Source organism: Cellulosimicrobium funkei (assembly GCF_900155925.1).
GTDB classification, from domain to species: Bacteria; Actinomycetota; Actinomycetes; order Actinomycetales; family Cellulomonadaceae; genus Cellulosimicrobium; species Cellulosimicrobium funkei.
Map to the genome: position 1 here is coordinate 356,360 of NZ_FTMI01000005.1, position 13,325 is coordinate 369,684.

The 13,325-nt window shown below is 73.1% G+C and carries 12 protein-coding genes; 2 read left to right on the forward strand and 10 right to left on the reverse strand.

The annotated features are described in order from the left end of the window. Positions 1–5: 5 nt before the first annotated feature. From BXA05_RS14820 to BXA05_RS14830, 3 genes are read right to left on the reverse strand one after another with little or no spacing between them, the layout of a single operon-like run. Positions 6–1,355 carry a DUF6986 family protein gene (locus BXA05_RS14820; protein ID WP_076405764.1) on the reverse strand — a complete coding sequence of 450 codons (1,350 nt, stop codon included), beginning with the start codon at positions 1,353–1,355 and terminating at the stop codon, positions 6–8. Next, positions 1,355–3,001 (reverse strand): malate synthase A, encoded by a 1,647-nt coding sequence (gene aceB, locus BXA05_RS14825; RefSeq protein ID WP_076405766.1) that lies wholly within the window; start codon positions 2,999–3,001, stop codon positions 1,355–1,357. Before aceB ends, BXA05_RS14820 begins: the two co-directional genes overlap by 1 nt. Before the next feature lie 44 nt (positions 3,002–3,045). After that, complete coding sequence (locus tag BXA05_RS14830) at positions 3,046–4,542, reverse strand: NAD-dependent malic enzyme (protein ID WP_076405768.1); 1,497 nt, start codon at positions 4,540–4,542, stop codon at positions 3,046–3,048. Positions 4,543–4,671: 129 nt separating this feature from the next. Here BXA05_RS14830 and BXA05_RS14835 point away from each other — a divergent pair, with 129 nt between their 5' ends. Then, positions 4,672–5,484: an IclR family transcriptional regulator gene (locus BXA05_RS14835; RefSeq protein ID WP_021480426.1), complete on the forward strand. Its 813-nt coding sequence runs from the start codon at positions 4,672–4,674 to the stop codon at positions 5,482–5,484. A 69-nt stretch (positions 5,485–5,553) separates the two neighbouring features. On the opposite strand, the gene pucL is transcribed toward BXA05_RS14835, so the two are convergent. The 3 genes from pucL to uraD are packed head-to-tail and all read right to left on the reverse strand — an operon-like array spanning position 5,554 to position 7,356. Then, positions 5,554–6,492: a factor-independent urate hydroxylase gene (gene pucL / locus BXA05_RS14840; protein WP_021480425.1), complete on the reverse strand. Its 939-nt coding sequence runs from the start codon at positions 6,490–6,492 to the stop codon at positions 5,554–5,556. A 1-nt stretch (position 6,493) separates the two neighbouring features. Then, on the reverse strand, positions 6,494–6,862 hold the full coding sequence (gene uraH, locus BXA05_RS14845) for a hydroxyisourate hydrolase (protein ID WP_021480424.1): 369 nt from the start codon (positions 6,860–6,862) through the stop codon (positions 6,494–6,496). Next, on the reverse strand, positions 6,859–7,356 hold the full coding sequence (uraD, locus tag BXA05_RS14850) for a 2-oxo-4-hydroxy-4-carboxy-5-ureidoimidazoline decarboxylase (RefSeq protein ID WP_021480423.1): 498 nt from the start codon (positions 7,354–7,356) through the stop codon (positions 6,859–6,861). The genes uraH and uraD overlap by 4 nt, the downstream gene beginning before the upstream one ends. Positions 7,357–7,550: 194 nt before the next feature. Here uraD and BXA05_RS14855 point away from each other — a divergent pair, with 194 nt between their 5' ends. Next, complete coding sequence (locus tag BXA05_RS14855; protein WP_076405770.1) at positions 7,551–8,429, forward strand: serine hydrolase domain-containing protein; 879 nt, start codon at positions 7,551–7,553, stop codon at positions 8,427–8,429. 101 nt (positions 8,430–8,530) lie between these two features. Here BXA05_RS14855 and BXA05_RS14860 read toward each other — a convergent pair whose 3' ends face one another. Genes BXA05_RS14860 through gatC form a run of 4 tightly spaced genes read right to left on the reverse strand, consistent with a single transcriptional unit; the run spans position 8,531 to position 12,480 of the window. Further along, positions 8,531–9,136: a GNAT family N-acetyltransferase gene (locus BXA05_RS14860; RefSeq protein WP_083711911.1), complete on the reverse strand. Its 606-nt coding sequence runs from the start codon at positions 9,134–9,136 to the stop codon at positions 8,531–8,533. Between the two features lie 5 nt (positions 9,137–9,141). Further along, positions 9,142–10,647 (reverse strand): Asp-tRNA(Asn)/Glu-tRNA(Gln) amidotransferase subunit GatB, encoded by a 1,506-nt coding sequence (gatB, locus tag BXA05_RS14865; RefSeq protein WP_021480421.1) that lies wholly within the window; start codon positions 10,645–10,647, stop codon positions 9,142–9,144. Next, positions 10,644–12,182, reverse strand: coding sequence for an Asp-tRNA(Asn)/Glu-tRNA(Gln) amidotransferase subunit GatA (gene gatA, locus BXA05_RS14870; RefSeq protein ID WP_076405772.1), 1,539 nt, complete (start codon positions 12,180–12,182; stop codon positions 10,644–10,646). Before gatA ends, gatB begins: the two co-directional genes overlap by 4 nt. A 1-nt stretch (position 12,183) precedes the next feature. Next, entirely contained in the window at positions 12,184–12,480 is a 297-nt protein-coding gene (gene gatC, locus BXA05_RS14875; protein WP_021480419.1) for an Asp-tRNA(Asn)/Glu-tRNA(Gln) amidotransferase subunit GatC, read from the reverse strand. Positions 12,481–13,325 lie beyond the last annotated feature (845 nt).

The following is a 13,325-nucleotide window of genomic DNA, read 5'->3' on the forward strand; positions in this document are numbered from 1 at the left end:
GGCGCTCAGCCCGCGACCGGCTGCGGCGCGCGCCCGGAGACGCGGACCGCGTCGAGCCCGGCGCGGTCGAGGCCGGTCGCGGTGCGGACCTCGGTCTCGGTGAGCGCGCCGCAGTCGACGCCGCGCCCGAGGAACCAGGCCATCGCCTTGGCGGTCGCCGGCTCGTCGAGGACGCCCCCGGCGTCGGGCACGAACCCGACGTACGCCGCGAGGCGCGCGAGCGCCGACGCCGCGCCCTCGCGGTAGAAGGCGTACGTCGCGGCGAACCGGCTCGGGAGCTGCGCGGGGTGCAGGTCCCAGCCCTGGTAGTACCCGCGCTCGAGCGAGCGGCGCACGAGCCGCCCGTGCAGTCGCCACGCGGCGTCGACGGCCTGGGGGTCACCGACGGGCAGGACGTTCGTCGACCCGTCCGACAGGCGCACGCCCGTGCCCGCGACGGCGAGCTGCATGACCGACTTCGCGTGGTCGGCCGCGGGGTGCTCCATCGACTGGTACGCCGCCGCGATGCCGAGCGACGCCGAGTAGTCGTACGTGCCGTAGTGCAGCGCCGTCACACGACCCGGCGCGGCGTGCACCAGGCGGGCGACCGTCGCCGTGCCGTCGGCCGCGAGCAGCGCCTGCGGCGTCTCGACCTGCACCTCGAACCGCAGGGTGCCCGGTTCGAGGCCGTTCGCCTCCTCGACGTGCTCGCACGCGCGCGCCATCGCCTCGACCTGCTGCGGCGCGGTGACCTTGGCGAGCGTCACGACGAACCCGTCCGGCAGGGCGCGGGCCTCGCCGGCCGCGGCGCGACCCGCGACGAGCTCCGCGACGAACAGCGCGAGGGTGCGCACGCCGCGTCGGCGCGTCGCCTCCTCGAGGCACTTGATGCGGATGCCCGCGAACGGCGTCGCCGTGCCCTGCGCCTCGGCCCGGACGAGCTCGCGCGCCGCCGCGATCACCGCGGCGTCCTCCGCCGCGTCGCCGCGGTCGCCGAACCCGTCCTCGAAGTCGATCCGGAGGTCCTCGATCGCCTCGACCGCGAGCTTCGCGCTCACGCGCTCCGCGACGGCGTCCGCGAGGTCGCCCCCGGCCCCCTCCCCGACGCCCAGCAGGTCCACGAGCCGGCGGACGCCGCCTGCGCCGTCGACCGCCTCGCGCGCCCGGGCCGCCCACTCCGGTGCGAGGCCGGCCGTGTACCGGTCGCCCGGCACGTAGACGGTGTGCACGGGCTGGCGCGAGCCGTCGTCGCCCGGGTAGCGCGCCGCGAGCTCCGCGTCCCAGGGCGCGAGCAGCCCGTCGAGCGACGCGTGCAGCGCCGCGACGTCGTCCTCGCTGAAGCCGCGGACCGAGCCCGCCTCGGGACCGGCCGGCATCAGGACGCGTCCTGCTCGTGCGCGACGACGTCCTCGTACGCGGGCAGCGTGAGGAAGTCGACGTAGTGCTCGTTGAGCGCGATGTCCTCGACGAGCGCCGCCGCCCGGTCGTACGGCCCGGCGTCGTAGGCCTCGTGCCCGACGTCGTCCCGCAGCCGCGCGGTCTCCTCGCGCAGGAGCGTGCGGACCAGGTCGGCGGTGACGGTCGTGCCCGCGCTCTCGCCCGCGGTGAACGACGCGCCCGAGCGCACCCACTGCCACACCTGCGAGCGCGAGATCTCCGCGGTCGCGGCGTCCTCCATGAGGTTGTGGATCGCGACCGCGCCGTTGCCCGCGAGCCACGCCGCGACGTACGCGACGGACACGTAGAGGTTGTTGCGCAGCCCGGCCTCGGTGACGTCGCCCTGCGCGGACGCCACGTCGAGGAGCTGGTCGGCGGTGACGTGGACGTCGGGGCGCTGCCGGTCGAGCTGGTTGGGTCGCTCGCCGAGCACCCCGTCGAACACCTCGCGGCACACCGGCACGAGGTCCGGGTGCGCGACCCACGACCCGTCGAAGCCGTCGCCGGCCTCGCGCTGCTTGTCGGCGCGCACCTTCTCGAACGCCTGGGCGGTGACCTCGGGCTCGCGGCGGTTCGGGATGACGGCCGCCATGCCGCCCATCGCGAACGCGCCGCGCCGGTGGCACGTCTGCACCAGCAGCTCGGTGTACGCGCGCATGAACGGCGCGGTCATCGTGATGGACCCGCGGTCGGGCAGCGTGAACGACGCCCCGGAGTCGCGGAAGTACTTGATCACGGAGAACAGGTAGTCCCAGCGGCCCGCGTTGAGCCCGGACGCGTGGTCGCGCAGCTCGTAGAGGATCTCGTCCATCTCGAACGCGGCCGGGATCGTCTCGATGAGGACCGTCGCCCGGATCGTCCCGTGCGGGATGCCGAGCGCCTGCTCCGCGTGCGTGAAGACCTCGTCCCACAGGCGCGCCTCGAGGTGGGACTCCATCTTCGGCAGGTAGTAGTACGGCCCGGAGCCGCGCGCGACGAGCTCCGCGGCGTTGTGGAAGAAGTGCAGCCCGAAGTCGACGAGCGCGCCCACGGCGGGCGTCCCGTCCACGGTGAGGTGCACCTCGTCGAAGTGCCACCCACGGGGCCGCACGACCATGACGGCGAGCGGGTCGCCGTCGGTCTCCGGGCGCAGCGCGTACTGCTTGCCCTCGGGCGACGTGAACGCGAGCGTGCGGCGCGTCGCGTCGTGCAGGGCGACCTGCCCCCCGACGACGTTGCTCCAGTGCGGCGTCGACGCGTCCTCGAGGTCGGCGAGCCAGACCTTCGCGCCCGAGTTGAGGGCGTTGATCGCCATCTTGGGCGTCGGGGGCCCGGTGATCTCGACGCGGCGGTCCCGGAGGTCGGCGGGCGCGCCGGCGACCGTCCAGTCCCCCGCGCGCACGTCGGCGGTCTCGGGCAGGAAGTCGAGGCGACCCGTGCGGGCGACCTGCTCGCGCCGCGCGGCCCGGGCGGCGAGCAGCTCGTCGCGGCGGGCGCCGAACCGGCCCTGCAGGTCGGCGACGAAGTCGAGCGCGTCCGGCGTGAGGATCTCGTCGGACCGCTCGACGGCGGGTCCGTGGACGGCGACGGCCGTGGTGGTGGTCATGGTGGTGTCCTTTCTGCGGGGCGGGCCGGGCTGACGAGGGTGCGTCAGGACCGGGCTGCCGACCCGACGTGGTGGCCCGACGTGCTGCTCTCCTGAGCCTGGCCCGCGCGGTCGCGCTCCGCGACCTCGGAGACGGCGCGCGCGACGGCCGTGGAGACGGCCGGCTCGAAGACGCTCGGGACGATGTAGCTCGCGCTGAGCTCCTCGGGCGCGACCGCGTCGGCGATCGCGACGGCCGCGGCGCGCAGCATCTCGTCGGTGATCTCGCTCGCGCCGACGTCCAGCAGGCCGCGGAAGAGGCCCGGGAAGGCGAGCACGTTGTTGATCTGGTTCGGGTAGTCGCTCCGGCCCGTGGCGACGACCGTCGCGTGCTGCGCCGCGGCGATCGGGTCGACCTCCGGCGTGGGGTTCGCCAGCGCGAAGACGATCGCGTCGTCGGCCATGGTGGCCATGTCGTCGCCCGTGAGGATGTTCGGCCCCGAGACGCCGATGAAGACGTCGGCACCGGCCAGGCCCTCGCGCAGCGTGCCCGTGAAACCCTCGGGGTTGGTCGTCTCCGCCAGGCGGCGGCGGTGCTCGTCGGTGAGGCTCGCGCCGGGGTGGATCGCGCCCTGGCGGTCGAACGCGACGATGTTGCCCGCGCCCTGGCCCTGGAGCAGCGCGATGATCGCGTTGCCCGCCGCGCCGACACCGGAGACGACGATGCGCACGTCCTCGATGGCCTTGCCCACCACGCGCAGCGCGTTCGTCAGCGCCGCGAGCACGACGATCGCCGTGCCGTGCTGGTCGTCGTGGAACACGGGGATGTCGAGCTCCTCGCGCAGGCGACGCTCGATCTCGAAGCAGCGAGGCGCGGAGATGTCCTCGAGGTTGATCCCGCCGTACACGGGCGCGATGGCCTTCACCGTGCGGATGATCTCCTCGGTGTCGGTCGTGTCGAGGCACACCGGCCAGGCGTCGACGCCCGCGAACTGCTTGAACAGCGCGGCCTTGCCCTCCATGACGGGGAGGGCCGCGGCGGGACCGATGTCGCCCAGGCCGAGGACGGCGGTGCCGTCGGTCACGACCGCGACCGTGTTGCGCTTGACCGTCAGACGGCGCGCGTCCTCGGGCCGCTCTGCGATGGCGAGGCACACGCGCGCCACGCCCGGCGTGTAGGCACGGGCCAGGTCGGCGCGGTGGCGCAGCGGCACCTTGGGGTTGACCTCGAGCTTGCCGCCGAGGTGCATGAGGAACGTCGCGTCGCTCACGTGCCGCACGGTGAGGCCGTCGAGCGCGCTCAGCGCGTCCCGGATCTGCTCCACGTGCACGGCGTCGACGGTGTCGGCCGTGATGTCGACGACGAGGCGGTCTGCGCCCGACTCCGAGACGTCGACGCCCGTGATCGCGGCACCCGTCGCGCTCACGGCCGCGACGAGGTCGCTCGCCGTGCGGTGACCGCTGGGGGCCTCGACGCGCAGCGTGATGGAGTAGCTCGGGCTGGTCGCGGCGTTCTTCGCCGTCGCGGCCTGCGTCTCCGGGGCCTTCGTCTCGGACGTCATGTTCGTTCCTTCTTCTCGTATGCTGATGCGTGTCTTCCGTGATGCGGAAGGGAGTGCGGGAGGTTCCCGCACTGCTCAGGCGAGGTGCGCCCGCCGTCGGGCGGCACCTGGTGGACAGGAGATGGTGAGATGGCCGAGACACCGGCGGCGACGGAGCCGACGGAGACCGCGCCGGGCACGCGAGCGGCGAAGCCGGCCGGGGGCGTGCAGTCCGTGGACCGCGCGATCGAGCTGCTCGAGCTGCTCGCCGACTTCGGCGGGGAGTCCGGCCTGAGCGAGCTCGCGCAGCACGCGGGGCTCCCCCTGCCCACGATCCACCGCCTGCTGCGCACGCTGCTCGCCCAGGGCTACGTGCGCCAGACGCCGTCGCGGCGGTACACGCTCGGCCCGCGCCTCATCCGGCTCGGCGAGTCGGCGGGCCGCCAGCTCGGCGCCGGTGCGCGCCCCTACCTGGAGCGCCTCGCCCACGACCTCGGCGAGTCGGCGAACCTCGCGATGATCGACCGCGACATGGCGGTCTACGTCGCCCAGGCGTCGTCGAGCCACTCGATGCGCATGTTCACCGAGGTCGGACGGCGCGTCTACACGCACTGCACGGGCGTCGGCAAGGCGGTCCTCGCCCAGCTCCCCGACCAGACGGTGCGCGAGATCATGGGCCGCGTCGGCATGCCCCCCGCGACGGACCAGTCGATCACCGACGTCGACGCGCTCCTCGCGGAGCTCGCCGCGACCCGCGAGCGCGGGTACGCGATCGACGACGGCGAGCAGGAGCTCGGCGTGCGCTGCTTCGCCGTCGCGGTGCCCGACGCCCCGACCCCCACCGCACTGTCCGTCTCCGGGCCCGCGGCCCGCGTGACGTACGAGTTCGGCGAGCACGCGGTCCCGGTGCTGCACCGCGTCGCGAGCGAGCTCACGCGCGAGCTCATCACCGCGGCGCCCTGAGATGGGCGCGCCCTGCCCGGCCGCGGGGGCTCCGCGGCCGGGCAGGGCGCGTTCGTCCGTCATGTCGGCTCAGCAGAACCCGGTGACGGTCGCCCAGGCGCGCGGCTCGGCCGGGACGTCCTCACGCAGGACGGTCGCCTCGATGAGACCGTACGGGCGGTCGGCCGCGTAGAAGACCTCGTTCGGGTTGTCGAGGCCGAACGGCGCCAGGTCCACGAGGAAGTGGTGCTTGTTCGGCATCGAGAACTTGATCTCCGCGATCTCCGGGACGGCCTCCAGGACGGCCTTGCCCATCGCGAAGAGCGTCTGCTGGAGCGCGAGCGAGTGCGTCGTCGCGAACGCCTCGAGCTGGATCGCGCGGACCTTCGCGTACACCGCGTCGAAGTCGACGTCCGTGGTCGTGTAGCGCCAGCGCGAGGTGACCGACGTCGCGAGGATGCGGTCGTCCGTCTCGACGAGCGTCGTGTAGCGGTCGCGGGGGAACCCGTGGAACTCCGAGCCCGTCGACTTGAGGACGACAAGGTCCGTGAGGCCCGAGACGACGAAGACCTCGTCGCCGTCGCGCTGCACGACCGTGGTGCGCGTCTCCTGGTTGTTGCGGACGAACGCGTGGTCGTGCTCGCCGTCCGAGGTCTCGATGCGGTTCCAGGAGTACTGCTCGATCTCCCAGCGCCCGCCCTCGATCCACTCGAAGTCCTCGACGAAGTGCTGCCCGAGGCGGATCGCGAAGTCCTCGATCGCGCCGACGCCGTCGCGGGCGAACGCGTAGATCGTGTTCTTCTGCGTGTCCGTCGCGACGCACCGGGAGTTGTCCCCCTCGCGGTGCGTGGCCTCCTGCCCGCCCCTCAGCTGTGAGGAGACGTTGACGTCCGTGATCTCGTGGCGGGGCGTGGAGCGGTCGACGCGCACGAGGCGCACCTCCGCCTTGCCCCACTGGTTGTCGCCCAGGACGATGGCCCCGCTGCTCTGCGTGGCCGCCGACTGCTCGGCAGTCGTGGTGGTGCTCATGTCAGCTCCCTCGATAGGTCGAGTAGGCGAACGGGCTGAGCAGGACGGGGACGTGGTAGTGCTGCTCAGCGCTCGCCACCCGGAAGACGATGACGACCTCCGGGTAGAAGGACACGGTGTCTCGCCGGTCGAAGTACTCGGCCGTGTCGAACACGAGCCGGTACGTACCGGGGACGAGGGTCTCGGGCCCGAGCTGGGGCACGCGACCGTCGTCGTTCGTGCGGGAGGACGCCACCAGGGACCAGCCCTGCCCCGTCGTCCCCTCCGCGATCTCCGGAGCCGCCTCCAGGCGGACGGTGATCCCCTCGGCGGGCCTACCGCTGGCCGCGTCGAGTACGTGCGTGGTGATGTGGCTGGCGTGGGTGCTCATGCCGTCAGCATTCCCTTCAGCCGCAGCGCGGCGATCTCGCGCAGGTTGCGGGCGGCGTTCGCCCGCTCGGTCTCGGCGTCGTTGCCCAGCCGCTCGGTGAGCTGCTCGAGGATCTCCTCGGCGCTGCGCCCGGCGGCCCGGACGAGGAACACGTGGCCGAACCGCTGCTCGTACGCGCGGTTCCCCTCGGCGAGCCGGCGCGTCACGTCGTCGTCGGAGGTGTCGACGCCGGCCTGCTCGGAGCGCGACATGCTCGCGTCCGCGGCCTCCCCCTCGGCACGCTCGCCGATCCGGGGGTGGCGCGCCAGCGCGGAGTCGACCTCGTCGTCCGTCCACGGGTCGGCGGCGGTGAGCGCCGCCTCGGCGGCGTCCTCCACGGTCGCGTACGGGCGCCCGGCCGCGACCTCCTCGGCCCAGCGGTCCACGTGGGCGCACGCGAGGAGCGCGTCCCGCGCCTCGTCCGGCGACCACCGGTTGAACTCGTCCAGCGTCATCGCTGCGTTCCCTCTCGACGACCGGGCCGGGCGGCACACCGCCCGACCTTCGGAGTGGATTCCACATCTCGGAAGTTTGTTTCCGTCTTATGAATGTACGTCGTGGGTCGGGTGATGTCAACCACGGTGCGTCCCGGCCACGCGTCGGTAATCCCGTCGTCCGCCGCGAGCCGGAGCCGCTACGTTCCTGCCCCATGATCGACGACCTCTGGACCGGCCCGCGCTGGGAGCGGCGGCTGCGCACCGCCGGCGTGCACGCGCTCGTCGTCGTGCACGCGGGGACCACCGAGCGCACGTGGTTCCGCCGGCACGACGGAGCGGACCGCCTCGCCAAGCTGAACTCGGTGACGAAGAGCGTCACCGGCATCCTCGCGGGCCTCGTCGACGTCGACCTGTCGTCCTCGGCGCTTGCGCACCTGCCGCACGTGCCGGTCGACGACGAGCGCAAGCGCGCCATCACCGTCGAGCACCTGCTGGGGATGACGTCGGGGCTCGAGTGGCCGGAGTTCGGCGCCTGGCGGGGCTCGGCCCCGCCGCTCACGGCGAGCAAGGACCTGCTGCGCGCCGTCGTGGAGCGGCCGCTGGTCGACGAGCCCGGACGCACGATGTGGTACTCCACGGGGTCCTCGCACCTGCTCGGTGCGGTGCTCCACCGGCGCACGGGTCGCAGCGTCGAGCAGCTGGCGGCGGAGCACCTCTTCCGCCCGTCGGGCATCCGCCGCTGGCGCTTCTACGCGGACCGGAACGGCTACAGCCACGCGGGCAACGGGCTGTGCCTCCTCCCGACCGACCTCGCGCGCCTCGGGACCGCCGTGCTGCGCGAGGAGGTCGCGCCGCTCGACTGGCTGCGCGAGTGCTGGCGCCCCCGCACCCGGACCTACCCCTGGATCGGCGCGTACGGCTGGCACTGGTGGGCCGACCCGGACCTCGGCATGGTCTTCGCCCTCGGCCTGGGCGGCCAGCTCCTGGCGCTCTTCCCCGACCAGGAGCTCGTGGTCGTCATGACCGGTGGCACGTCCTTCGAGGGCACGCTGGACGGCGTGGAGCTGCTGCGCCAGGCGTACCGCGCCTGACGGGCACGTCCGCGCGGCGAGGAGCTGGTGCAGGACGGGACGACGAAGGGCCCGGCAGCGGATGCTGCCGGGCCCTTCGTGCGGTCGTGCCCGCGGACGGCTCAGGACGCGCCGAGGCCCGCCCGGAACTCGTCCTCGAGGATGCTCATGACCGTCGCGTCCGCCCACCCGTCGCCGTCGCGGTAGACGTCGCGCAGCCGACCCTCCTCGCGGAAGCCCAACGACTCGTAGAGCATCCGGGCGCGGGGGTTGATGCTCAGCACGTCGAGGCTCACGCGGTGCAGGCGCGGTCCCTCGTGCCGGACGCCGTCCACGTCCGTCGACCCGTCGAACGCGAACCGCAGCACCTCGAAGATGGCCTCGCGACCGTAGCCGCGCCCGCGGTAGTTCGGGAGCAGCGCGAGCCGCAGGTTCGCCGAGCGCGCGTGCTCGTCGAGGTCGTTGAGCACGATCTCGCCGATCAGCTCGTCGCTCACCGGCTGCCCGTCACGCACCGCGCCCGGCGTGATGGCCCAGTCGTACCGGCCGTCCCGGTCGCTGACGGTCGCCGCCCACTCGTCGATCTGGTCGCGCGTGAAGGTCGCCGTCGTCCCCGTGAGCCGGTTGGCCTCCGGGTCCTGCAGCGACTCCCACATGCGGTCCGCGTCCCGCGCCTCGATCGGGCGCAGACGCACCATCTCCCCCAGGACGACCGGTCCGCGCGTCACGGCGGTCAGCCGATCCGCTCGAGGACGAGCTCGCGCACGCGGCCCGCGTCCGCCTGGCCGCGCGTCGCCTTCATCACGGCACCGATGATCGCGCCGACGGGCCCGAGGTTCCCGCCCCGGACCTTCTCCACGATGTCCGGCTGCGCGGCGAGCGCCTCGTCGATCGCGGCGAGCAGCGCACCGTCGTCGGAGACGACCTCGAGGCCCCGGGCGGTGACGACCGCCTCCGGGTCCCCCTCGCCGGCGAGCACGCCGTCGAGCACCTGGCGCGCGAGCTTGTCGTTGATCCGGCCCGCGTCGACGAGACCCTGCAGCGCGGCGATCTGCGCGGGCGTGACGGGCAGCGCCTCGAGCGCCACCTCGTCCTGCTTGGCGCGGCGCGCGAGCTCGCCCATCCACCACTTACGCGCTCCGGCCGGGCTGGTGCCCGCGGCGACGGTGGCCTCGATGAGGTCGAGCGCGCCCGCGTTCACGACGTCGCGCATCTCGGCGTCCGCGTAGCCCCACTCGCCCTGGAGCCGACGGCGGCGCGCGACCGGGAGCTCGGGCAGCCCGGCACGGATCTCCTCGATCCACTCGCGCGGCGGCGCGATCGGGACGAGGTCGGGCTCCGGGAAGTACCGGTAGTCCTCGGCGTCCGACTTCACGCGGCCCGACGTCGTAATGCCGGTGTCCTCGTGCCAGTGCCGGGTCTCCTGGATCACCGTGCCGCCCGCGTCGAGCACGGCGGCCTGACGCGAGACCTCGTAGCGCACGGCCCGCTCGACGGAGCGGAACGAGTTGACGTTCTTCGTCTCGGTGCGCGTCCCGAGCGGCGACTCGGGCGTCGGGCGCAGCGAGAGGTTCACGTCGGCGCGGACGTTGCCGCGCTCCATGCGCGCCTCGGACACGTCGAGCGCCCGGAAGATGTCGCGCAGCGTCTGCACGTACGCGCGCGCGACCTCGGGGGCGCGGTCGCCCGCGCCCGTGATCGGCCGCGTGACGATCTCGACGAGCGGGATGCCGGCGCGGTTGTAGTCGACGAGCGAGTACTCGGCACCGTGGATGCGACCGGTCGCCCCACCCACGTGGGTGTTCTTGCCGGCGTCCTCCTCCATGTGCGCGCGCTCGATCTCGACGCGGAACACGGTCCCGTCCTCGAGCTCGACGTCGATCCACCCGTCGTAGGCGATGGGCTCGTCGTACTGGGACGTCTGGAAGTTCTTCGGGACGTCCGGGTAGAAGTAGTTCTTGCGCGCGAACCGGCACGTCTCGGCGATCTGGCAGTTGAGCGCGAGGCCGATGCGGATCGCGTACTCGACGGCCTTGCCGTTGACGACCGGCAGGGCGCCCGGGAGCCCGAGCGAGACCGGGGTCACCTGGGTGTTCGGCTCGGCGCCGAAGCTCACCTCGGCCGGGCAGAACATCTTGGTCAGCGTGCCGAGCTCGACGTGCACCTCGATCCCGATGACGGGGTCGTAGCGGCGCGTGGCGTCGGCGTAGTCGACGAGGTCGACGGTCGTGGCGGTCATCCGACCTGGCCCTCCTGTGCGTTCGTGGCCGTGGGCAGCGCGGGCGCGCGGTCGAGCAGCGGTCCGCCCCACGAGCCGACCAGGGCGGCCTCGAGCGCGGCGCCCACCCGGTACATGCGGTCGTCGGCCTTGGCCGGCGCGAGGATCTGGAACCCGACGGGCAGGCCGTCGTCCGACAGGCCCGACGGCACCGACATCCCGGGGACCCCCGCGAGGTTGGCGGGGATCGTCGCGACGTCGTTGAGGTACATGGCGAGCGGGTCGTCGAGCTTCTCGCCGAACCGGAACGCCGTGGTCGGCGCCGTCGGCGAGACGAGGACGTCCGCCTGCTCGAAGGCGGCGGCGAAGTCCCGCTGGATGAGCGTGCGGACCTTCTGCGCGCTGCCGTAGTAGGCGTCGTAGTAGCCGGCCGAGAGCGCGTAGGTGCCGAGGATGATGCGGCGCTTCACCTCGTCGCCGAAGCCGGCGCCGCGCGTGGCGGCCATGACGCGCTCCGCGGTCACGGGGCCCTCCTCGGGCTCCACGCGCAGGCCGAAGCGCATGCCGTCGAACTTCGCGAGGTTGCTCGACGCCTCCGACGGCATGATCAGGTAGTACGCGCCGAGCGCGTACTCGAAGTGCGGGCAGGAGACCTCGACGATCTCGGCGCCGAGCCCGCGCAGGAGGTCGAGCGACTGCGCGAAGCGCGCGCTCACGCCCTCCTGGTAGCCCTCGCCCGTGAGCTCCTTGACGACGCCGACGCGCAAGCCCGAGAGGTCGCCCGTGGCGCCCTGGACCGCGGCGTCGACGAGCGCCGGCCCGCGGCCGGGGATCGACGTGGAGTCGCGCGGGTCGTAGCCGCCGATGAGCTCGTGCAGCAGCGCGGCGTCGAGCACGGTGCGCGTGACGGGGCCCGCCTGGTCGAGCGAGGACGCCATCGCGATGAGCCCGTACCGGGAGACGCCGCCGTACGTCGGCTTGACGCCGACGGTGCCGGTGACGGCCCCGGGCTGACGGATCGAGCCGCCCGTGTCCGTGCCGATCGCGAGCGGGGCCTCGAACGCCGCCACCGCCGCGGCGGAGCCGCCGCCCGATCCGCCGGGGATCCGGTCGAGGTCCCACGGGTTGCGGGTGTTGCCGTACGCGGAGTGCTCGGTCGACGAGCCCATGGCGAACTCGTCCATGTTCGTCTTGCCGAGGATCGGCAGCCCGGCGGCGCGGATCTTCTCGACGAGCGTCGCGTCGTACGGCGGCACCCAGCCCTCGAGGATCTTGGAGCCGGCCGTCGTCGGCATGCCCTTCGTCACGACGACGTCCTTGACCGCGATCGGCACACCGGCGAGCCGGTGCACCGGCTCGCCCGCGACGCGGCGGTCGTCGACCGAGCGGGCCGTCGCCAGCGCATCGTCGGTGTTGACGTGGAGGAACGCGTTGACCGCGCCCTCGACCGCGCCGATCCGGTCGAGGTGCGCCTGGGTGGCCTCGACGCTCGAGAAGTCGCGCGCCTCGAGCCCTTCGGCGAGCTCGGCCGCGGAGAGCCGTGTCAGGTCCGTCATCTCACTCCTCCCCGAGGATCTGCGGTACGGAGAACCGGCCGTCCTCCGCCGCGGGCGCGCCCGCGAGGACGTCCTCGACGGGCAGCGGCGGCTCGGGGATGTCGTCACGGAAGACGTTCGACATCGGGATCGGGTGGCTCGTCGCGGGGACGTCGGGCGTCGCGACCTCGCTGACCTTGGCGATGGCGTCGACGATCACGTCGAGCTCGCCGGAGAGCCGGTCCAGCTCCTCGGGTCGCAGATCGATGCGGGCCAGCGCGGCGACGCGCGCGACCTCGTCACGGGAGATGGTGGACATGGCAGCCATTCTAGTGGGGACCGACGTCGTGCCCACCGCGTCGCCGGCCTCCCGGCACACGGATGTGACCGAGACCGTGCGGCCGAAGAGCGAGCCTGGCCGCGCGCGAGCCGGACGGTCTGAGGACGGGCCGACCAGGCGCTGCTGACAGGACGAACAGGCAACCATGGCTCGTCAGGCTCCCCAGATGAGCCGAAACCGCCTGCTCGGCATGACGTCTCCACCGCGAGGGCGGGTCACGAAGGCGACCAGGACGGCGAGCCCCCAACCTGCGTCGCAGCAGTGCGGAAGGTGGTGGGCAACAACGCGCGGCGACCGGACGTGGCAGCCGGGCTTCGCTCGCGAAGCCGACCCCACGAGGCACCCGGGTGAGCGGTGGTCAGGCGACGCGTAGCCAGCCGCGCGGTCCGGAGCAAGACGGGACCGCGCCCGCAACAGACGACACCGCGCGCGGACGCCGGGCGAGCCACGACAAGGTGAGACAAGCCGGGCGGGGTGGGTGCTGGTGCCACGTCGTGGCGGGCCGGTGGGATCCGCGAGGAACGAGCGGCGGATGGTAGACGCGGCACCACCAACCACCTCGACGGTCCAGGCCGGCCGCACGCCGTCGAGCACGAGAACCACGGCTCTACCTCGCCCGACAGCCGTTCTACCTCGCGACCACGGTTCTACTTCTCGCGACCGCGGTCCTGTCTGGCGAACCGCAGGCCTGTCTCGGCCTGCCGAGAGCTCAGCAACAGGGGTGCGGATATGCCGAAGGCCCACCCCGTGTGGGGTGGGCCTTCGGTGAAGGGTTGTCCGGCGGCGTCCTACTCTCCCACCCCGTCTCCAGGGCAGTACCATCG